This window comes from Anaerolineales bacterium (genome assembly GCA_030583885.1).
Taxonomy (GTDB): Bacteria; Chloroflexota; Anaerolineae; order Anaerolineales; family Villigracilaceae; genus Villigracilis.
The window spans coordinates 3,489,561-3,509,572 of sequence record CP129480.1 but is presented as its reverse complement, the minus strand read 5'-3'; the positions used below and the strand labels follow the sequence as shown (position 1 = coordinate 3,509,572).

At 53.1% G+C, this 20,012-nt stretch carries 20 protein-coding genes; 14 read left to right on the top strand and 6 right to left on the bottom strand.

Features of this window, described 5'->3' with window-relative positions; translation table 11 throughout:
- Nucleotides 1–46: 46 nt before the first annotated feature.
- Both QY332_17620 and QY332_17615 read right to left on the bottom strand, forming a co-directional pair.
- Entirely contained in the window at nucleotides 47–856 is an 810-nt protein-coding gene (locus QY332_17620; GenBank protein ID WKZ35434.1) for a CBS domain-containing protein, read from the bottom strand.
- A 9-nt stretch (nucleotides 857–865) separates the two neighbouring features.
- Entirely contained in the window at nucleotides 866–1,654 is a 789-nt protein-coding gene (locus QY332_17615) for a hypothetical protein (GenBank protein WKZ35433.1), read from the bottom strand.
- Nucleotides 1,655–1,813: 159 nt separating this feature from the next.
- Between QY332_17615 and QY332_17610 the strand changes: the two genes are divergently transcribed.
- From QY332_17610 to QY332_17545, 14 genes are all read left to right on the top strand, one after another.
- Nucleotides 1,814–2,608: a DeoR/GlpR family DNA-binding transcription regulator gene (locus QY332_17610; protein ID WKZ35432.1), complete on the top strand. Its 795-nt coding sequence runs from the start codon at nucleotides 1,814–1,816 to the stop codon at nucleotides 2,606–2,608.
- A 39-nt stretch (nucleotides 2,609–2,647) separates the two neighbouring features.
- Complete coding sequence (locus QY332_17605; GenBank protein WKZ35431.1) at nucleotides 2,648–3,643, top strand: hypothetical protein; 996 nt, start codon at nucleotides 2,648–2,650, stop codon at nucleotides 3,641–3,643.
- A 104-nt stretch (nucleotides 3,644–3,747) separates the two neighbouring features.
- Nucleotides 3,748–5,376 (top strand): APC family permease, encoded by a 1,629-nt coding sequence (locus QY332_17600; protein ID WKZ35430.1) that lies wholly within the window; start codon nucleotides 3,748–3,750, stop codon nucleotides 5,374–5,376.
- A 90-nt stretch (nucleotides 5,377–5,466) separates the two neighbouring features.
- Nucleotides 5,467–6,360 carry a choline/ethanolamine kinase family protein gene (locus QY332_17595; protein WKZ35429.1) on the top strand — a complete coding sequence of 298 codons (894 nt, stop codon included), beginning with the start codon at nucleotides 5,467–5,469 and terminating at the stop codon, nucleotides 6,358–6,360.
- Nucleotides 6,361–6,428: 68 nt separating this feature from the next.
- Complete coding sequence (locus tag QY332_17590) at nucleotides 6,429–8,858, top strand: FAD-dependent oxidoreductase (protein ID WKZ35428.1); 2,430 nt, start codon at nucleotides 6,429–6,431, stop codon at nucleotides 8,856–8,858.
- A gap of 96 nt (nucleotides 8,859–8,954) precedes the next feature.
- On the top strand, nucleotides 8,955–10,049 hold the full coding sequence (locus QY332_17585) for a carbohydrate kinase family protein (protein WKZ35427.1): 1,095 nt from the start codon (nucleotides 8,955–8,957) through the stop codon (nucleotides 10,047–10,049).
- Nucleotides 10,050–10,071: 22 nt separating this feature from the next.
- Nucleotides 10,072–11,508: a trimethylamine methyltransferase family protein gene (locus QY332_17580; protein ID WKZ35426.1), complete on the top strand. Its 1,437-nt coding sequence runs from the start codon at nucleotides 10,072–10,074 to the stop codon at nucleotides 11,506–11,508.
- 26 nt (nucleotides 11,509–11,534) lie between these two features.
- A complete protein-coding gene (locus QY332_17575) occupies nucleotides 11,535–12,155 on the top strand; it encodes a DUF47 family protein (protein WKZ35425.1) in 621 nt (206 codons plus the stop codon).
- A gap of 1 nt (nucleotide 12,156) precedes the next feature.
- Entirely contained in the window at nucleotides 12,157–13,158 is a 1,002-nt protein-coding gene (locus QY332_17570) for an inorganic phosphate transporter (GenBank protein WKZ35424.1), read from the top strand.
- Between the two features lie 167 nt (nucleotides 13,159–13,325).
- Nucleotides 13,326–14,483 carry an extracellular solute-binding protein gene (locus tag QY332_17565; protein ID WKZ35423.1) on the top strand — a complete coding sequence of 386 codons (1,158 nt, stop codon included), beginning with the start codon at nucleotides 13,326–13,328 and terminating at the stop codon, nucleotides 14,481–14,483.
- A gap of 82 nt (nucleotides 14,484–14,565) precedes the next feature.
- The gene (locus QY332_17560) at nucleotides 14,566–15,450 is read left to right on the top strand and encodes an ABC transporter permease subunit (GenBank protein WKZ35422.1); all 885 of its coding nucleotides are present in this window, start codon (nucleotides 14,566–14,568) and stop codon (nucleotides 15,448–15,450) included.
- Nucleotides 15,447–16,277 (top strand): ABC transporter permease subunit, encoded by an 831-nt coding sequence (locus tag QY332_17555; protein ID WKZ35421.1) that lies wholly within the window; start codon nucleotides 15,447–15,449, stop codon nucleotides 16,275–16,277. The genes QY332_17560 and QY332_17555 overlap by 4 nt, the downstream gene beginning before the upstream one ends.
- A gap of 20 nt (nucleotides 16,278–16,297) precedes the next feature.
- Complete coding sequence (locus tag QY332_17550; GenBank protein WKZ35420.1) at nucleotides 16,298–17,359, top strand: ABC transporter ATP-binding protein; 1,062 nt, start codon at nucleotides 16,298–16,300, stop codon at nucleotides 17,357–17,359.
- Between the two features lie 45 nt (nucleotides 17,360–17,404).
- Nucleotides 17,405–18,220: an alkaline phosphatase family protein gene (locus QY332_17545; protein WKZ35419.1), complete on the top strand. Its 816-nt coding sequence runs from the start codon at nucleotides 17,405–17,407 to the stop codon at nucleotides 18,218–18,220.
- On the opposite strand, the gene QY332_17540 is transcribed toward QY332_17545, so the two are convergent.
- Genes QY332_17540 through QY332_17525 form a run of 4 tightly spaced genes read right to left on the bottom strand, consistent with a single transcriptional unit; the run spans nucleotide 18,206 to nucleotide 20,006 of the window.
- Nucleotides 18,206–18,730: a type 1 glutamine amidotransferase domain-containing protein gene (locus QY332_17540; protein ID WKZ35418.1), complete on the bottom strand. Its 525-nt coding sequence runs from the start codon at nucleotides 18,728–18,730 to the stop codon at nucleotides 18,206–18,208. The two genes, QY332_17545 and QY332_17540, sit on opposite strands and share 15 nt — an antisense overlap.
- Nucleotides 18,731–18,741: 11 nt before the next feature.
- Complete coding sequence (locus tag QY332_17535; GenBank protein ID WKZ35417.1) at nucleotides 18,742–19,161, bottom strand: secondary thiamine-phosphate synthase enzyme YjbQ; 420 nt, start codon at nucleotides 19,159–19,161, stop codon at nucleotides 18,742–18,744.
- Between the two features lie 13 nt (nucleotides 19,162–19,174).
- Nucleotides 19,175–19,423, bottom strand: coding sequence for a DUF4342 domain-containing protein (locus QY332_17530; GenBank protein ID WKZ35416.1), 249 nt, complete (start codon nucleotides 19,421–19,423; stop codon nucleotides 19,175–19,177).
- A 10-nt stretch (nucleotides 19,424–19,433) separates the two neighbouring features.
- Complete coding sequence (locus QY332_17525; protein WKZ35415.1) at nucleotides 19,434–20,006, bottom strand: pyridoxamine 5'-phosphate oxidase family protein; 573 nt, start codon at nucleotides 20,004–20,006, stop codon at nucleotides 19,434–19,436.
- Nucleotides 20,007–20,012: the final 6 nt, after the last annotated feature.

Here is a 20,012-nt window from a genome sequence, read left to right as displayed (position 1 = left end):
TTAAATTGCCACCTTCCCCGGCACGGGGGAAGGGTGGGGATGGAAGTTATTTTTGCCAGACGGAATCAGGCCTTGCCATTTCTGCCACAATGTCAAACGTGGAGATGGCACCGAGCGGAAACGCATCGGGATCCTCCTTGTCAATGACCACCAGCCTGTGATAATGGTTCTGGATCATCATATCCGCCGCTTCGCGCAGGCTGGCATGGATGTCAATGGTCAGTGCAGGGTGCATCACATCCCGGACGATCAGTGTTTCATCCACCCCGTCCTTGATCAAGCGCATCAAGTCATGTCCACTGACCACACCGAGGATCTTGCCTTTTGCATCCACGACCAATACTGAACGCCAGCCTGAGGATGTCATGGCGCGCGCCGCAGAGACCACCGGGGTCTTTCCGCGGCAGACCAGGATGGCATCCGACATGACATCGCCGACGGTGTCCCGCTTTGACTTCATTTCACCTGCAATGCTCGCAATGAAATCGGACAGGGAAATAATGCCGACGGATTTTCCGTTCTCGGTGACCAGCAGGCGGCTGACCATTTTCTCCATGATCATTTTCGCTGCGTCCGGCAGGGGAGTGTTTGCCTCGACAGTATCAACCGGCTGGGACATAAGATCCGCAGCGGTCAGCTTTCGCATCACTGCGAGGCTCTGCTCATCGGATGAGAGCCATTCACCCGCCATCAAGTCAAAATCAGAAATCAGACCCAGCGTACGCCCATCGCGATCTGTTACCACAAGGGCATGAACGTGATGTTGATTGAGCAGCACCGCCACCTGTCCGAGTGTGGCGGTTGGTTTGCAGGTGATCAATCCTGCGTGCATCAAGTCCTTGACAAGTTTTGCCATGGTGACTCCTTATACTTCATCCACTTCTTTATACCATTTGACACGATCGCCCACGCGGTCACGGATGCGCCAGGCGAGCGGTTTGGGTTCGTCGTTTAAGCGTGCAAGAATATTGTCCACCTGCGCGGCCACTTTTTCCTTTTCTTCAGCGGAGAGTTGTGTGTACTGCTGGGCAAGTTGTTTCACTTTTTCAAGATTCATGGTGGTCGTGCGCCAAAGCCCCCACTCATTCGCACATAACTGCGCGGCAAGTTTTATGTTGATGGTCTCCTTGTCCACGTCCCCCAAAGGATGTTCAAGTAATAACATGATGGTGTCAATAATGTCTTTTTCATTGATCTGTACGATCTGCATTTTTTCGAGCAGCAGCTCCGTTAGCGGGATGGTGGGAGAGTCCACTTCAAGGCGGTCTTTCCAGTAAATGGTGTGGCAGAAATCCAGTTTTTCGTAGAAGATATCGACATGCAGGCCTGTGCCGGGTTTATCAAAGATCGCGCGTTCGCCCTCGGACGCGATGTACACTTCGCGGTTTTCCATATAGCCCATTTTCGCCATCAGTTCACTGATTTGTTTGCTCTGTCGGCTGTACGCGGCAAAGTCAATGTCCGTGTATGCGCGTCCCAAGGCGGCTTGCAGATACCCAAACCGGGGACAATGCATTTGAAAAGCCAGCGAGCCGATCACCCTCAATAGGATGGTCGCTTCATCGCTGGCTTTCAGTATTACCTTTAACTCGTTCTCGAATTTCTCCCGTTCAGAACGATCCTGTTCACCCATTCCAATGAAACTGTTTGACATGCAATTCTCCGTATGCACATGGAAGTCCTGCTTTTCTTTGTTGTTGGAACTTTTCGTTATTATAATGAAAAAATCAAAAACTTGCAAATTTTATCATATTCTTATATAATGGCGCATCAAAAACAAGCAATTTCCTTCACCCTAATCCAAGACCAGTTGATGAGCAAACCACTCATTCCAGCACAAAGGCGAGAGAGAATTCAGGAGTATCTGTCGATTCACCAGATTGTCCGTACGGCCGATCTGTGTGAATTGTTGGAAACTTCCGAGGCGACTGTCCGCCGCGACTTGGAATGGCTGGAAGGCAGGGGGGTTCTCGAACGAACCCATGGGGGCGCGATCCTCAATCAGCGCATGATCCTTGAACAGGAATATCAACACCGTGCACAGCATCACCCCGACGAAAAACGTCAGATCGGCGAACTTGCCGCCTCGCTAATCGAAGCGGGTGATATTGTTTTCATCAACAGCGGTACCACCGTTACGCAGGTGTTGCAACACATCCGCCGCGACCCCAGCATCACCGTCATTACGAATAACGTCAGTGCGGTACTGGATCTCGGCGACCCGGGCTTTCATTACTTTATGACAGGCGGGGAGTTCCAGTCCCGTTCAAACTCCCTGGCTGGCCGCTTCGCGCTGGACAATTTAGGTCTGGTCTATGCAAATAAAACGATTCTCGGCGTGGACGGAATCTCCCTCAAACACGGCTGCACCGTCCCGACAAATGCCGAAGCGGAAGTCGTTCGGCGGATGATCGAACGCACCAAGGGGCAGGTCATTGTGGTTGCAGACCACAGCAAATGGGGCGTGGTTTCCAATTTTCAAGTGGCCAATATTGAGGAAATAGATAAGCTGGTATCAGACGAACGCCTTGATTCATCGGCAGTGGACTCGCTTGCGGCTCAAAAAATCTCATGTCTGCTTGCCAGTTCCGCGCCCATCCCCGCCTGACGCATTTACCCGCGTGCCGGATTTTGTTTGGAGGAACCAATGTCCTTCTTTTCGAGGAAGCCAAAGAAAGAACCAACCCGCCTTTTCTTCGCCACCGATATTCATGGCTCGGAGCGCACCTTCCGCAAGTTCATCAATGCGGGCAAGTTCTACGATGTGAATGTCATTGTCATGGGCGGAGATATTCAAGGGAAGTTGATGATCCCCATCATCAAGGAACGCAACGGGCATCACCGCGCCACCGTGCAGGGACGCACTGAACATCTCGGGACCGAAGAGGAATTGAAAGCCCTTTTGGGCAAACTCGATATCCTCGGCTTTTATCACAAGGTGATGGAGGAGGACGAATTCAAAAGCCTGCAAGCCGACCCGCACGCCGTGGAGGCGTTGTTCAACGAACTCGCCAAAAAGAAAATGTCCGATTGGGTCAACCTGGCCGAGGAGCGGCTGAACGGCACGGGCATCAAATGTTTCGTCACGGGCGGCAACGACGATGAATGGGAAGTGCTGAACGTAATGAAGCAGGAGCCAACCCAGTCCTTCTTTGCCTGCGAGAATGAAATGGTCCATGTGGACGACGACCACACGATGATCTCCGTCGGTATCAGCACGCCGACGCCGTGGAAGACGCCGCGCGAGGTTTCGGAGGAGGAACTCGGAAAAATGATCGAAGAGATGGCGGCGCTCGTCCCGGACATGGACAAAGCCATCTTCAACTTCCACGACCCGCCTAAGGACTCGACCCTCGATACCTGCCCCATGCTGGATTGGGACAAGGACCCGCCGGAGCAGATCGTCAGGGGTGGTCAGGTTGTGTTATTTGGAGCAGGCTCGAGCGCGGTCCGTGAGGCGATTGAAAAGTACAAGCCCATGCTTGGGTTGCATGGTCACATCCATGAATCCCAATCGGTTGCGCGGCTTGGGCGGACCACTTGTATCAATCCCGGCAGTGAATATGCCGAAGGCATCCTGCGCGGCTGCCTGGTGACCTTTGCGGACGGCGAAGTGCAGGGCTACCAGATGACCAGCGGATGATTTTTTTCAGGGGTAGTGAAAGGAGGCGATGGTTCAGATTGAAGGAACGGTTTCGTGTAAGGAGAATTGGAACGGCTTGAAATATTTCAACCAAAGGAGAAGAAATGGCTACAGCAACTGCAAAACCAGAAGTATTCACCCGAAAAGCCTCCGGGCTTGTGCGGGTGATGTCTCCGTTCTCCGCCTTCGTCTACAACATTTTGACGATGGGCTTAATTTTCCCGTGGACGTATCTTTGGGCGCCGGGTGCGCTGCCCGGCGGCAAACTGGTCTGGGGTATTTTGCTCGCAATGGTGATCGAGATCCCGATTGCCTTGGTGTATGTGTGGCTTTCCACTGCCTTGCCGCGCTCTGGCGGCGACTATGTGTTCCAGAGCCGCGTGTTTGGCGGCGGCTTGGCCTTTACTGTGGTCATGTCCGGTTATGTGATCTGGATCCTTCAATGGGTGGCGCTTTCGGGATGGCTGCTTTCCTATCTTGGGTTCGCGCCTTTGTTCCTTGGGCTTGGGGCAACCATGGGGAGCGCGGCATTGTCCAACGTGGGCATCTGGTTTACAGGCTCGACCGGGGTCATCATCACCAGCATCCTGAACGCATTTGTGTCCATGATGATTCTCATCAGCGGATTCAAAAATTATGTGCGTTTCCAGGCTGTCATGATCAGCGGCACATTGCTCGCTTTTACGACCATGCTGGTCGTTCTCTTCCTGGGCGACCCGGCTTCATCCATGACAAAGATTGACGCATTCGCTCTGGCTGTGGGCGGAACGCAGAATTTTGTCCAGACCGCCAAGGACGCTTCCATCGCCGCCGGCGTGAATTTGAATCCGTCTTTCAGTTTGCTGGCTACCATCCTGATCGCCCCGATTGCGTGGACATCGCTGCAATGGGCAACCTATAGCGCCCAGCAAAACGGCGAAATCAAGAATGCGCGTTCCTTCAATAGCCAGATGTTCATTATTATCGGCTCGTTGATTTTTACAGGCGTATTGCTTGCCGTTCTCGCTTTTGCGTTGGAAAAAGCGGTTGGCACGGAATTCCTGTATGTGGCCGGTGCAGGCTATTGGTCCGGCGTTGGCGAATCAACCATCGCCGGGTTCTGGCTCTGGCCCAACATCATTGCGGTTGCGCTGACAGCCAGCCCTCTGGTCGTCATCATCATAGGCCTGGGTTACATTCTCAACTCGCATCAGATCGTGCATAACTGCTATATCGGCATGACGCGCGTCATGGTCGCCATGTCGCTGGATCGTTTGCTGCCCGAGTGGCTCAGCAAAGTGGACGAGAAACGCCACACCCCGGTCAACGCCCATTTGGCGTATTTCCTCGCCAGCATTCCCGTCATTCTGCTGTATAACCTCCATGGCGGCTGGGTCGCGCTGACGCTTGGCGTGACGTTCGCCTGCGGTTATGTATTTGTAATCACTTGCCTGGCAGGCGCGTTATTGCCTTACCGCGCAAAAGAAGTGTACGAATCGTCGCCTGGCGCAAAATATAAAATCGGGAATATTCCGCTGGTAACCATCCTCGGCGTGCTTGGTTTCATCCTTGGCGGCGCGATGATCTTAATGTTCATGTTCTATGCGCAACTTGGGCTTACCAGCACGTTGGCTTACAGCGTTGTTTTTGGAGTGTTGATCTTCTCAGCCATTTGGTATTTCATTGCCAAGAATGCGCAAAAATCCAAGGGCATCAACGTGGATTACGCCTTTAAGGAAATCCCGCCCGAGTAGGATTATTTCTCCAGTATCATGTGGGTGGTCAGTGTTTGTTTTCAAACACTGACCACCGTTCGATTTATGTTTTCGGGAGGCTGACCACTTATGATACAAGAAGTTGTTTCCAAAGTCGCGGATTGGCGAGGAAGGGATATTGTCATCACCCCGCTTTCAGGCGGTTTGACCAATACCAATTACAGGGTGGATGTGGACGGAGTGCCGCACTTTGTCCGCGTTCCGGGCGCGAGTACCGAATTGCTTGCCATCGACCGGGAGAATGAACACCAAAATGCCAGGGCTGCCTCGTATGCAGGGGTTGCGCCAAAGGTTTTGCATCATGTCCCTGAGTACAGTTCGATGGTAATCGAATTCCTGGACGGCAGGACCATGTCCAAGGAATCATTGAATCAGGCGGGCATGCCGACTCGCATGGCGCAGACGATCAAAAAATTGAATCAAGGTCCGCGCTTCAAACTGGACTTCAACATGTTCCGTCTCACAGAGTATTATCTACGCCTGTGCAGCGAGCGTAATATCAAAACCCCCAAGGGATACACTGAACGCATGGATACGGTCAAACGCATCGAACAGGCGATGAATGCCAAACCGTTGCCGACCGTCCCGTGTAATAATGATTTGTTGGCTGAAAATTACATTGACGACGGCAGGCAATTGTGGTTGATCGATTACGAATACAGCGGGAATAACGACCCGACCTTTGAATTGGGCAATACCTGCCAGGAAATGGAATTCAATGACGGGCAGATTGCCGAAGTTTGCACCGCGTACTTTGGAGATGCACGGGAGGACATGATCGCACGCATGAAGCTGAATATGATCATGTCGGATGTGGGCTGGGGATTATGGGCGGCGATACAGGCGAACATCTCCAAGATTGACTTTGATTTCTGGGGCTGGGCCGAGGAACGCTGGGGCAGGGCGGTGGAGAAGATGGACTCGAACGAATTTGGGAAGTGGCTGGATGAAGTGAAAATGTAAACAACGGTGTGGGAAGGCGTGTATCCATTACGCGGCTCATTCTGTTTATATCATTTGGAGTGAAGAAGATGAAAAGTCAAGCAGAGATTGTTGTCATCGGCGGTGGGATTTTCGGGGCGCAGGTTGCCTATCACCTTGCAAAATATGGGCGCAAGGATGTCGTCATTATTGAAAAAGGCGAGATTGCCGGCGGCGAGTCGTCGCACGCGGCAGGGTTGGTGACGCAGTTCGCCACGTCGCAGGCCATGCTGAAATTCCGCATGTACAGCGTGGAATTGTACAGTGAGTTGGGGTTGTTCGATCATGTCGGCAGTTTGCGCGTGGCTTCGAGCAAGGAGCAACTGCTTGAGCTGGAGCGCAGTGTCAGCCGCGCAAAAGCGTTGGGCTTGGATTGCGAAGTAATTTCGCCTGATGAAGCCGCGAAGGTCATGCCGCAGATTTCCAAAAAGGATTTGTACGGCGGCATTTATCTTCCCCGCGACGGTCAACTGGACCCGTACACTGCCACCACATCCACGGTGAATTTTGCAAAAGAGATGGGCGTGGAAGTGTATACCAACACACGTGTCACGGGAATCAAATTGTCAGCGAAGGGAGAGGTTCAGGCGGTTGTAACAGACAAGGGCGAGATAAGATGCGAGATCATCGTCAATGCAGCGGGGATGTGGGCACCGCGCATCGCCGCCATGGCAGGACTTGACATCCCGACCACTCCCGTGGACCATCAGCACATTGCGCTTCACGCCGTGCCGGGGCATGAGTTTTCATCCGAGACACCTTGTTTGCGTGACCCTGATAACCTGGTTTACATGCGGCAGGAACAGGGCGGGTTGGTCATTGGTGGTTATGAGCCGAAGCCGCTGCCGCGCTGGATCGATGGTACGCCGTGGGAACATGGAAGTAAAAGTTTCCCAGGGGATTTTGACCAGTTTGAGATGTTGCTCGAAGGTGCGATCCGTCGTCTGCCGTTCTTGGATCAGGCGGGCATCATCACGCTGGTGCGCCATCCCGGCGCCTACACACCGGATTGCCAGCCATTGCTTGGACCCATGATGGGTGTGCGCGGATTCTGGATGATGGCGGGCATGTCGTTGAACGGATACGGCGGTGCGGGCGGCATGGGCAAGTTGATGGCGGAATGGATCATCGAAGGTGAAGCACCGATGGATGTGTATGGTTATCGCGCCACGCGTTTTGGAAATTATTATTCTGATTTCAAATACGCGGCAGAGCGCACAGTGGAAAGCGTGAAATATTATTATCGCCTGCGCTTTCCGCATGACGAGCATGAGACCGCGAGACCTCATCGCGTGAGTCCGCTGCATTATCGCATGTTGGAAAACGGTGCGGTTTTTGGCGAAAAGTTTGGCTGGGAGCGCGTCAATTATTTTGAACCAGGCAGGGAATCGCGCCGCATGGGCGAAGACCAGCGCCAGTGGGGCTGGTCTAAACCTCCGTTCTTCGAGCGCATGCGACAGGAGCATAGTGCCACCCGCGAGCGCGTCACTCTCTTCGATTTGACCTCCTTTGGGAAAATTGAGGTCAAAGGCAGGGGCGCGTTACCGCTCTTGCAAAGACTGACCTCCAGCAATATGGACAAGCCCGTTGGCAGCGCGATCTACACCCAATTCCTGAACACACGCGGCGGGATTGAATCGGACTTGACCGTTACACGTTTGGGTGAGGATTATTTCTGGGCCATCACAGGTTCCGGTTTCATCGCTAATGATTTGGCGCGCATCCAGATGCATGTGGATGAGAAGGATGGTGATGTCTCCATCCGGGATATTACGCAGGAATATGCCTGTCTTGCGTTGTGGGGGCCGAAGTCGCGCGATGTGTTGAGGAAGATCACGGGTGACGATGTTACCAACGAAGCGCATCCATATTTGATGACCAGGCCGATCACGGTCAACGGGGTGAAGGTTCTGGCGCAGCGCGTCAGTTATGCGGGTGAGTTGGGCTGGGAGTTGTACATCCCGAACAACCGTGCCACGATGGTCTGGGACATGCTCATCGAGGCAGGCAGGGAGTTTGGCATGGGACTCGGCGGGTACAAGGTGCTTGATCCGCTACGGCTGGAGAAGGGCTTCCGCTACTTCACAGTGGATATCACGCCGTCTGAAACGCCGTACGAAGCCGGGCTTGGATTCTGCGTACATCTCGATAAAGGTGACTTTATCGGGCGTGAGGCGCTGGTCAAGCAGAAGGCGGAGGGGGTGAAGCGCAAACTCTGCACGCTGGTATTGACCGATACAGACGAATTCACCCAAATCTATGGCGGCGAGGCGGTTTATCATGAAGGCAATGTATTGACCCGTGTCCGCAGCGGCGGCTATGGCTTCAGCGTGAAGAAAAATATTTTCTTTGCGTATTTACCGATTGAAGTAGCGAGGCAGGGAAATCGTTTCACTGTGGAATTGATCGAAGGCATGCGTGAAGCGGAAGTGACCGCATCTGTATTGTACGATCCAAAAAGCGAAAGGCTGCGTGCTTGAACATGTTCTCTGATCACGAAGGATACAAAGGCGACGACGGAAGTGCGGTTAAAGGGTTTCCCCTTTGCGCATTTTATGTCCTTTGTGTGTAACGATATGTCCCGAACCAAACTGGCACCTCCTGAGTACGTTGGCTTCGGCATGTTGACCCCTGTCTACATCATGGCCCTGGACAAACTGCCGAAGCATAATACCGGCGCGATTGTGCATGAAGTCAGCGAGTACGTCTATGATGACGCCGCAATCATTGCATGTAACCTGCGTCAGTGGAATGTGCCGACCGCGATGATAGGCACAGCCGTCGGCAATGACCTGCTCGGCCATCACGTGGCGGATACCTTGAAGGCGGCGGGCGTGCAGGGAGCAGTCCGCTTTACGAAAAAATATAAGACGCCGCTCGAGGTGAATATCTCTGACAAAAAGGGGGCGCGGACGTATTTCTGGCAAAGGTCGCCGGAAATATTAAGCACGCTGGATACGGCTGACCTGTCACTGATCAAAAAATCAAAATTATTATATGTGGATTGGTATGACGGCGACCATATTGTCCGTGCGATGGAGGCGGCAAAGCGCCACAACATCCCCGTCTTCCTGAACTTTGAGCATGGACATAAACACCCTGATTTGCTTCGGACATATTCGGGCCTTGTCACCATCTGCCAGGCAGTAACGGATGCCGCGCAGATCGGAAAAAAGCAGTCCATGCTTTCCGTGGCGCGCAAACTGTTCAATTCTGGTATAAAGGTCGCACTGATTACTATGGCAAGCCAGGGATGCATGGTTGTACACGGCGAGGAGATCATTCGTGTGCATGCGCCCAAGGTCAAGGTTGTGGACGGCTCCGGCGCGGGTGCAACGTTTTCATCGGGTTTTATTTATGGGTACCTGAATGAATTCAACCTAGAGGACTCCGTCCGCTTTGCGATTGCGGCAGCCTCCCTGAAGGTTACCCATTCAGGTTTGCGAATGTCACCTGTCAGGGAGATCAAAGCACTGGCAAAGACACTGCGGGTTGAGCGCATGATCTATCGCGGTGATCAGTTCCACACGATACGGAAGTTCCTTACGCTGCCGAAAAGCGGCCCGCTGGTTGACAACGTACTTGTCACCGAAGGACGCAAATTCGCCGAAAAGTTTCTGCCCAAGAAAAAGATGGACCGCAAGAAGATCAAAAAATCGCTGGTCGAATAATTTATTGATTAGGATGTGTCCCATGTCATTTGCCGCTTTACTCACGCAGGAACAGGTTGAACGTATCCATGACTCTTCGCTGGAAATTCTCGAGGATGTCGGCCTGAAAGTGCGTCATGCGCCTGCACGTGACGTCTTCAAACAGCACGGCTGCATGGTTGAGGATGAACGCGTTAAGTTTCCGCGCAGCGTGGTCGAAAAATATCGCAGGATGGTCCCGCCGTCCTTCACCTTTTACGGGCGTGATCCGAAATTCGATAAAACGATTCCGCGGGACAGCCCGGTCATTGTTACGGCCAGCTCGGCACCCGATATTATTGACCCGCTGACAGGCGAGGAGAGACGCGCTGAGTCCAGGGATATTGCCCAGATCGCACATCTCATCAATGAACTGCCCGGCTACGACATCTTCTCCATCTCAACCCTGGCGGAAGACGCGCCTGCAGATCAATTCACAATCTCGAGGCTGTATCCGTCCATCAAGTATTGTCTCAAACCGATCCGTGTCACCACCACCGATCACAAGGATACGCTCAGTATCATGGAAATGACATACACGGTGGCGGGCGGCAGGGAGGCGTATAAGGAGCATCCCTTTCTTACACATCATTATTGCCCTGTGGTCTCGCCGCTGACGATGGATAACCTTTCAACTGAAAATATAATCTACTTTGCGGGCGAGGGTCTGCCCGTTTACCCAACCATCGTTCCGAACGCAGGGCTGACTTCGCCCATGTCCATGGCTGGGACGCTGGCACAGGGCAATGCTGAATTTTTATCCGCTCTGGTCTTGATGCAAATGGTGAAGGAGGGAACGCCGACCATCTATGCCACGCTTGCCACGGTGGCTGATATGCGGACGGGCGCCTACACCTCCGGTGCGATGGAGTGCGGCATGCTGCACATGGCTTTTGCGCAGATGTCCCGTTATTATGATCTGCCCTGCGGTGGTTATATTGGTTTAACCAACTCCAAAGTCAATGATGCACAGGCGGGATATGAAACCGGCATGTCGGCAATCGGCGGCCTGCTGGCGGGCATGGACATGTTCAATATTGGCGGTTTGATCGATGCGTTGAAGACCTTTGACTTTGCAAAAGCTGTCATTGACGACGAAATCGCGCAGATGATGAAGCGCACCAAGCGCGGCATCAATTTCAGTGGCGATGAACTTGCGGTCGACTTGATCAAGGAAATTGGTCCCGGTGGCTCCTATATTGTGGCCAAGCACACGATCGGCCGCATGAAGACGGAGGCCGTGATGACAAAAATGGCGGACCGGGATCCGCGCACCATTTGGGAGAAGAGGGGTGCGACAGATATACAAACCCGCGCGATGAAGCGCGTCCGGGAAATCATGGCAAGTAATACCGCGCCGTTGATCCCGCCTGAGTTGGATGAAAAGCTTCACGCACAATTCCCGGGCATGGTGTCCGGGAATTTGGAACCGATGGAGTAGATTTTTGAGACGAATTTGGAGATGCTATGTTCAGATGGTTTAAGCGCCGAGAGGATGTTTTTCAAAAACTGATTGAGGAACAGGCTTCCGTTACCTACGAGGCATTGAGATTGCTCGTAAAATATCTTGAAACGCTGGATGCGGATGTTGCCGAACAGCTTTCCATTAAGGAAAAGGAGGCGGATGAAGTCCGCCGCATCCTGATCGATGAGTTGAACCGCACCTTTGTCACCCCGTTCGACCGTGAGGATATTTTTGCCTTATCCCGCTCGATCGATGATGTTGTGGATTATGCCGACAGCACAGTGATCGAAATGGTGATCCTCAATGTGGAGTCCACGCCATATATGCTCAGGATCGCATCCCTTTTGAAGGACGCAGCATATGAAATATGGCATGCCGTCCAGCGCCTGCCCAAGCATCCGAATGTTGCCATTGACCATGCGCAGCGCGCAAAGGCGTTGGAGAACCGCGTGGAGGCGGTTTATCGGGAGGCGGTTGCGGATCTGTTCAGCGGACCCGAGGATGTCCACCATGTTGTGGAAATGTTAAAGATGCGCGAGGTATATCGTCATCTGTCCAACGCGGCGGACCGCGGTGATGAAGCCGCGAATATCATAGCTGACATCGTGGTCAAGAAAACTTAACATGCTGTTAATCCCGAATGGGCTGATCCTTGTTATCATCCTGGCGCTTGTTTATGGCTTCCTAAACGGCATGCGGGATTCCAGTAATATTGTGGCGACGATGATCTCCTCACGGGCATTCCATCCGAGGACGGCGCTAGGGATGACGGCGGTTGCCGAATTCCTGGGGCCCTTCCTGTTTGGTGTGACCGTGGCAAAGACGGTTGGTAGTGATATTGTCAAATCCAGTCTATTATCTCTTGATGCCATCCTTGCCTGCCTGCTGGCGGCAATTCTTTGGAATTTGACCACCTGGTTCTTTGGGATCCCCAGTAGTTCATCCCATGCGTTGATCGGTGGATTGATCGGTGTGACAGTATTTGCCGCTGGCACAGGTGGTGTCAATGTTCAGGGAATTACAAAAGTCTTGTTGGGGCTGTTGCTTTCTCCGCTGGCCGGGTTTCTGGTCGGATTTGCAATGCTGAGGCTGATTTATTTTCTGGTACGCGCCGCCTCTCCGCGGATCAATGAATTTTTCAAACGCGCCCAGTTTTTTACAGCTGTCGGGCTGGCGCTCAGCCACGGGACGAACGATGCGCAAAAGACGATGGGTATGATCACGCTCAGTCTGTTGATCGCCGGTGTGTTGAACGAGTTTGTTGTCCCGTTTTGGGTGGTCGCCGCGAGTGCAGGGATGATGGCGTTGGGCGCTGCAGTGGGCGGCTGGAGGTTGATCCGCACCCTGGGGGGGAAGTTCTATAAGATCCGCCCGGTGCACAGCTTTGCCACACAGCTGACTTCCGCATTTGTCATCTTTGCAGCATCGTTCGGAGGCGCACCGATCAGCACCACCCAGATCGTCAGTTCCTCAATAGTCGGCGTGGGCTCCTCGGAACGATTGAGCAAGGTGCGCTGGAATGTTGTCGGTGATATTCTGACAACATGGGTCATCACGATCCCGGTCAGCGGGTTGATTGCAGCAGGTATTTACTGGATATTGGTGAATGTGAAAGGGGTTTTGTAGGCGGATAATCATCTTTGTTCAATTTATTCAAAGTGCCCTTTGACTTTGAATATTGATAATGCTAAAATGTTAACAATTTGTTAATAGATCGGAGGTGATCGGAAGAGAAGCGTCGCATGTGTTCTAATCGTCCAATCAATCAAAAACCATATAGGAGATAGAGAGAAATGCGTACTAATAAGAATCTTGCTTACCATGTACTTGCCTTGTTCGTCATTGCTGCGACCATGTTGGCCGCCTGTGGTGGCGGCGGCGGCGCTGGTTCCTCCAGCGATTTTGACTGGAGCACTGCCACATCGGCCGCCGATGGCGGCGGGATGGATGCCCTGATTGCCGCGGCACAGGCGGAAGGCATGCTCACCACCATCGCCCTGCCGCACGACTGGTGCAATTACGGTGAGGTTATTGAAGCCTTCAAGGCCAAGTATGGACTTGAAGTCAACGAATTGAATCCGGATGCCGGTTCTGCCGATGAGATCGAAGCCGTCAAAGCCAACAAGGACAACAAGGGTCCGCAGGCTCCCGATGTGCTTGATGTTGGTTTCTCGTGGGGCGAATCATCCAAGGCTGAAGGTTTGCTTTCACCTTACAAGGTTTCAACTTGGGACACCATCCCCGCTGATGCCAAGGACGCCGAAGGCTTCTGGTATGGCGACTACTACGGCGTATTGGCGTTCCTTGTGAACACCGACGTCCAGCCCGATGTGCCGCAGGATTGGGCAGACTTGCTCGATCCGAAGTATGCGGGTCAGATCGCCCTTTCTGGTGACCCGCGTGTTTCCAACCAGGCGATTCAGTCTGTGTACGCGGCTGCGCTTGCCAATGGCGGTTCTTTGGATGATGCCCAAGCCGGTCTGGATTACTTTTCCGAATTGAACGCGACTGGCAACCTGATCCCCTTGATCGCCAACAACGGTTTGGTCGCCACCGGTGAGATCCCTGTCCGCATCACCTGGGACTATAACGCCCTCGCCGCGATCGACACCTTCGAAGGCAACCCGAACGCCACGGTTGTGATTCCCGCCACCGGTCGTTTCGCGGGTGTATACGTCCAGGCGATCAGCGCCTACTCCCCGCAGCCTGCCGCCGCCCGCCTGTGGCAGGAATTCCTGTACTCGGATGAAGGCCAACTCTTGTGGATGAAAGGTTACTGTCACCCGATCCGCGAACCCGACCTGCGCGCGCGCGGAGTCATCCCCCAGGAATTGCTCGACAAACTTCCTGACGTTACCGGCGCGGTCTTCCCCACGCTCGACCAGTTGACGGCTGCCAACGAGTTGATCACCAGGAATTGGGACACCGCGGTTGGTTCCGACATTAAGTAATTTCTGTTGTGCTTGAGATATGCGAGACCCTGCCGTTTGGCGGGGTCTCGCTACAGCAAGGCGACTTGCTAAGGAATTCATTATGGCGCGAGTTTCCCCTACAAACGGTTTCAAGCCATCCGCAAGCTGGAAGGTCTGGCTTGGTGTTGTTCCCTTTTTTTTGTTTGCGATCCTTTTTTTGCTACTGCCGTCGTTTCGGCTGCTCACAGCGAGCTTTTCGACGCCGGAGGGGGCATTTACCCTGGATAATATCCGCCAGTTGTTCACCGAGCCGTTGATCGTCAACTCCTATCGCTTGAGCATCCAGATCAGCGCGGTGACGGCGCTGGGCGGCGGTATTTTTGGTTTTCTGCTCGCCTACTCCGTAACGGTGGGCGGACTTCCGAAGCAGCTCCGTTCGGTCTTGATCACATTTTCCGGCGTGGCTTCCAATTTTGCAGGTGTTCCGCTTGCATTTGCTTTTGTTGCCACACTTGGCAGGCAGGGATTTATCACCGCGGTTTTGAAAAATATTTTTAATCTGGATGTATATGCATCAGGCTTTAATCTGTATAGTTTTGCAGGGTTGAGCCTGGTTTATATGTATTTTCAATTCCCCCTGATGGTCTTGATCATGGCGCCGGCGCTGGACGGATTGAAGAAGGAATGGCGTGAAGCTGCTGAAAACCTTGGCGCGAATACCACCCAATATTGGCTTAAAGTTGCCATGCCGGTCCTGCTGCCGTCCATTCTTGGCTCGATGATCCTGTTATTCGGGAACGCGTTTGGTGCATATGCCACCGCCTATGCCCTGACGGGCGGAAGAATTGGGCTAGTCACGATCCAGATCGGGGCGCAGATTCGAGGCGATGTGTTGTACAATCCCGGGCTGGGCTATGCCATGGCGGTCGGGATGGTCTTCATCATGGCGGTTTCATTGACTGGTTATTCCCTGCTCCAGGCAAAGACCGAAAGGTGGTTGAAATGAGTTTCCTTTCACGACTTCGCAGGTTTCCCTTTTGGGGCTGGTTTTGGTTCATTCTGGGCGTCTTGTATTTCGTCCTGCCGTTATACGCGACCGTTGCATTCTCATTAAGTTGGGACCCCGCCGACCCGTTCAAAGCCTACGAAAGGTCATTTGGCGACGGACGGTTTTGGGATAGTTTTCTTCTCTCGAACACACTGGCATTGACCACCATTTTCGCTTCCATTGCGCTGGTTGTGCCGACCGCCTATTGGATCCGTCTCAAACTGCCGCAGGCGCGCCGCATCGTGGAATTCCTGACCCTGATGCCGTTCGTGGTTCCCGCCATTATTTTGGTCTTTGGCATGATCCGCATCTACAGCCAGCCGTTCACAATCCCCTTCACTGATATTGTATTCATGCAGCCCCTGACGCAATTCAAGGCAGGCACAAATATCATGATCGTTGCGGGTTACATGGTGCTTTCCATGCCCTACATGTACCGCTCGGTGGATACCGGCATGAGGACGGTGGACATCCGCACCCTGACCGAGGCGGCTCAAAGCCTCGGCGCGAGCTGGTTCACCATCATCACCCACATCATCCTCCCGAACATCCGCTCGGCGCTTTTAAGCGGAGCCTTGCTGACCTTTGCCATCGTGGTGGGAGAAGTGGTGCTGGCTTCGTTCCTTGGCGTCCAGGCCTTTGGACCGTATCTCTTCCTGCTCGGACAGCACCGCGCTTATGAACCTGCCGCGCTTTCGTTTGTCAGTTTCCTGCTGACCTGGGTGGCAATGGGCTTGATTCAACTCGTCACTGGCGGTCAGGAACAGACTGTCGGCGCGCACTAAATCCTTGACGGAGAACCGATATGACACATCTTGCATTAACGAACATTTCAAAACACTTTGGGGATTTTGTTGCCGTCCACGATTTTAATCTCGACGTCAAAAAAGGCGAGTTCGTCTCATTTCTTGGACCGTCAGGCTGTGGAAAAACAACCACCCTGCGCATGATCGCCGGGTTTGAGATTCCTTCAACAGGCACGATCTCGCTCGAAGGCGTTGACATTACTGACAAAGCCCCGAACCAGCGTAATGTTGGCATGGTCTTCCAGTCGTATGCGCTTTTTCCCAATCTCACTGTTGCCCAGAATATCGGTTTTGGCTTGCAGGTGCGAAAAGAGCAGGAATCAGCCATAAAAGACCGTGTGGCGGAAATGCTCTCGATCATCCACATGGAGGAAAAGGCGAAAAGCTACCCCTACCAACTCTCCGGGGGACAGATGCAGCGCGTCGCCCTCGCCCGTGCCCTGGCGATCCGCCCCGAGGTTTTGCTTCTCGATGAGCCGCTCTCCGCGCTGGATGCAAAGATCCGCGTCGCCTTGCGCGCTGAGATTCGCAGCATCCAGCAGAAATTAGGCATCACGGCTATTTACGTCACCCACGATCAGGAAGAGGCGTTGTCACTTTCGGACCGCATTGTGGTGATGAATACCGGCGAGATGGAACAGGTCGGCACGCCGTTCGAGATATATAACTTCCCGACCACCGTCTTCACGGCAAATTTCGTTGGAACACTCAATACAGCCGATGGCGAAGTAGTGGACCCTGCCAGGGGGCTGGTTGCAATCGATGGCGTGCAATTCGATTCCGCATCGGATATCAAAGCCAGAAGGAAAGGCGACAAGGTCCGTGTTGCCATCCGCCCGGAGCGGTTCAGTTTTGTCGCGGAAGGCAAAAAGGCCAATGTCGTGGACTGCGCCATTGAAAACATCAACTTCCTCGGCTCCATTGTCCGTATCCAGGTGATGATCGGCAAATCCCTGTTTTATGTGGATACATTCAATAACCCGTTCCTAGACCTTCCAAACGTTGGTGATAAGGATCAAGTCACCTGCTCGCGCGAAGCGGTGTTGGTGTTGGACGAATGAAAATGGATTTCGGAAGTCTCCAAAAGACTTCCGAAATTTTTTATTATGAACAAAGTCATCCTCGTCCTTTCCGATGCCCTGCGGTATGATATTGCGAAAGCCAACATGGGCTTTCTTGGCCATCTGGTGGAAACGAAGCAGGCCAGTCTGTACAAGATTGTCGGTGAACTGCCGAGCATGTCCCGACCGATGTATGAGACCATCCACAGCGGCGTCCCCTCCAGCGAGAGCGGCATTGTGGCAAATTCCATGGTACGGCTTTCGAACAAACCGAATGTCTTTAGGGCAGTGAAAGATGCAGGCAAGGTTACAGCGGCGGCGGCCTATTACTGGTATTCCGAGTTGTATAATCGCGCACCTTTCAACCCCATCGATGACAGGGAGGTGGATGATGAAAGCCTTGTCATCCAGCACGGGCGTTTTTACACCCAGGATGAATATCCCGATATTGAACTCTTCCACAGCGCGGCGCACCTTGTCCGCAAATTTTTACCCGATTATCTTTTGCTCCACCCAATGGGCATGGATTATTACGGAGAGACCTTCGGTTCCGACTCAAAGGAATATCGCAACCACGCCATTTATCAGGATGCAAAACTCGCGCCGCTTCTCATGGAATGGCGCGAGTTGGGATACACGATTTTTGTCACAGGCGATCACGGCATCAATGCTGATGGGGGGCACGGCGGCACCACGCCGGAACAGAGGGAAGTGCCCTTTTACGTGATCCAGTCCAACGGTCGGGGAAGAGGCGAGGTGGATGCAATCGTCTCACATTTGCAGATCGCGCCGACTGTTTTGCGTTTGTTAAACATCCCGATTCCCGAGTCGATGAAAAAGAAACCTTTATCCTTCGACTAGTGCCTTGACCAGTTCGCGGTTGAAATCGGGGATATCCGCCACGACCCGCCCCCAAACCTGGTTGCGCTCACGAAAGGCGGGTTCATCCGCCCAGACGCCGCCGACATTGACAAGATCGTCCTTGATGCCCATGGAGCCCGTCACGCGCTGTCCCTGCTTGATAATGCCCGCGGAAATCGCAATCGAGCCGCCGTGGCAAATGATGCCGATGACTTTTCCAGCATCATCCATTTCCTTGACAAGGTTTTTGACGGCCTCATAGCGGCGCAGTTTATCTGGAGCCCAGCCGCCGGGGATGACGATCGAAAAAAGTTCATCGGCGTTGAGTGATTCGATCAATGTATCGGGCGTGATCGTCAACCCGTTTTTTCCTTTTACGGGTTTTAATTCCAACGCGGCAGTGAGCACCTGCGCGCCTTCCTCCTGCAATCGCATCATGGGCACAAAGTATTCATAATCTTCAACGCCTTCCGCAGCCAGCATGGCGATTTTTTTGCCCTGTAAACGCATAGTATTCTCTCCTATTCACCGATGATCTTTACCAGCACGCGTTTTCTTCTGCGTCCGTCGAACTCGCCGTAGAAGATCTGTTCCCATGTGCCGAAATCCAATTCGCCGTTCGTCACCGCCACCACCACTTCACGTCCCATGATCTGGCGTTTCATGTGCGCATCGGCGTTGTCCTCTCCCGTGTCGTTATGACGGTATTGATTTACAGGCTCGTGCGGAGCGAGTCTCTCCAGCCATTTGTCGTAATCATGGTGCAGCCCGCTTTCATCATCGTTAATGAAAACGGAGGCTGTAATGTGCATGGCGTTAACCAAAAGGAAGCCCTCTTTAGTTCCGCTTTCACGTAAACACTCCTCTATCTGCGGGGTGATGTTGACAAACGCGCGGCGGGTTGGGATGTTGAACCACAGTTCCTTACGGTAGGATTTCATGAGTATATTCTTTTTACTCTGATTTTTCGACGACCAATGTTGCTTCCGTTAATAACGCGGCAATCGCTCCGATGGCTGCCAGTTGGGGAGCCATCAGGACGCCCACCACGCCGAAGGTCATTGGGATTTCCATCAAAACCTTTCCATCCCTGTCCTTGATGATGATCCTGCGGATGTTGCCTTCGTGAATCAGTTCTTTGATCTTGGCAATCAATTTCTCCCCTTCCAGTTTAAACTCCTCAGTACGGGTTCGTTCTGACATTGCGTCTCCTTTATTCAAACCACTTGTCATCGAGCGGCGTCCACTCATCGCTTTGCTCGGCGCGCTCATCCCAGTTTTCCTTGCCGCTCCATTCTTCGACCTGGATCGTGTAAACGGATGTTGCGCGCAATTCCTTGTCCGTGATCTCGCGGTATTCCTTCCCGGCGGTCATGTCGGGAAAGTATTTGCCGATCAGCCCATACAATAACCTGCGGGCTTCATCGGGATCGCTTACAATGCTCGCCGTCCCAAAGACGAGCACACTGCGATACTGCAGCGAAAACTCAAGCGCCACATTGGATGGGAGCAATTTCCCCAATTCACTCGCCTCAAGGCTGACCTTTGGATTGATCTCGATATTCGAGCGGACTCGCCCTGCAATGTTCGAATGAAAGACAATTTGGTGATTTTCCTCGTCGTACCAAAAAGTGCTCGGGTTGATGAACGGCTGCCCATCCACGGAGGTGGCGATATGCCCTACCTTTGCTTCTTTTAAGAAAGCGCGGACCCAGGCATCGTCTCTGGTCAGATGTGGTCTGCGTTGGAAGGCTGTGGGGGGGTGGTTTTGATACTTGCGCGGCATGGGATG

What these genes read in the sequence shown, in the direction of transcription:
- QY332_17550 (WKZ35420.1), top strand. Translation starts at nt 16,298, where the DNA reads ATGACACATCTTGCATTAACGAACATTTCAAAACACTTTGGGGATTTT.
- QY332_17620 (WKZ35434.1), bottom strand. Translation starts at nt 856, where the DNA reads ATGGCAAAACTTGTCAAGGACTTGATGCACGCAGGATTGATCACCTGC.
- QY332_17580 (WKZ35426.1), top strand. Translation starts at nt 10,072, where the DNA reads ATGTCATTTGCCGCTTTACTCACGCAGGAACAGGTTGAACGTATCCAT.
- QY332_17560 (WKZ35422.1), top strand. Translation starts at nt 14,566, where the DNA reads ATGGCGCGAGTTTCCCCTACAAACGGTTTCAAGCCATCCGCAAGCTGG.
- QY332_17610 (WKZ35432.1), top strand. Translation starts at nt 1,814, where the DNA reads ATGAGCAAACCACTCATTCCAGCACAAAGGCGAGAGAGAATTCAGGAG.
- QY332_17565 (WKZ35423.1), top strand. Translation starts at nt 13,326, where the DNA reads ATGCGTACTAATAAGAATCTTGCTTACCATGTACTTGCCTTGTTCGTC.
- QY332_17605 (WKZ35431.1), top strand. Translation starts at nt 2,648, where the DNA reads ATGTCCTTCTTTTCGAGGAAGCCAAAGAAAGAACCAACCCGCCTTTTC.
- QY332_17590 (WKZ35428.1), top strand. Translation starts at nt 6,429, where the DNA reads ATGAAAAGTCAAGCAGAGATTGTTGTCATCGGCGGTGGGATTTTCGGG.
- QY332_17600 (WKZ35430.1), top strand. Translation starts at nt 3,748, where the DNA reads ATGGCTACAGCAACTGCAAAACCAGAAGTATTCACCCGAAAAGCCTCC.
- QY332_17530 (WKZ35416.1), bottom strand. Translation starts at nt 19,423, where the DNA reads ATGTCAGAACGAACCCGTACTGAGGAGTTTAAACTGGAAGGGGAGAAA.
- QY332_17585 (WKZ35427.1), top strand. Translation starts at nt 8,955, where the DNA reads ATGTCCCGAACCAAACTGGCACCTCCTGAGTACGTTGGCTTCGGCATG.
- QY332_17595 (WKZ35429.1), top strand. Translation starts at nt 5,467, where the DNA reads ATGATACAAGAAGTTGTTTCCAAAGTCGCGGATTGGCGAGGAAGGGAT.
- QY332_17615 (WKZ35433.1), bottom strand. Translation starts at nt 1,654, where the DNA reads ATGTCAAACAGTTTCATTGGAATGGGTGAACAGGATCGTTCTGAACGG.
- QY332_17570 (WKZ35424.1), top strand. Translation starts at nt 12,157, where the DNA reads ATGCTGTTAATCCCGAATGGGCTGATCCTTGTTATCATCCTGGCGCTT.
- QY332_17525 (WKZ35415.1), bottom strand. Translation starts at nt 20,006, where the DNA reads ATGCCGCGCAAGTATCAAAACCACCCCCCCACAGCCTTCCAACGCAGA.
- QY332_17535 (WKZ35417.1), bottom strand. Translation starts at nt 19,161, where the DNA reads ATGAAATCCTACCGTAAGGAACTGTGGTTCAACATCCCAACCCGCCGC.
- QY332_17555 (WKZ35421.1), top strand. Translation starts at nt 15,447, where the DNA reads ATGAGTTTCCTTTCACGACTTCGCAGGTTTCCCTTTTGGGGCTGGTTT.
- QY332_17575 (WKZ35425.1), top strand. Translation starts at nt 11,535, where the DNA reads ATGTTCAGATGGTTTAAGCGCCGAGAGGATGTTTTTCAAAAACTGATT.
- QY332_17540 (WKZ35418.1), bottom strand. Translation starts at nt 18,730, where the DNA reads ATGCGTTTACAGGGCAAAAAAATCGCCATGCTGGCTGCGGAAGGCGTT.
- QY332_17545 (WKZ35419.1), top strand. Translation starts at nt 17,405, where the DNA reads ATGAACAAAGTCATCCTCGTCCTTTCCGATGCCCTGCGGTATGATATT.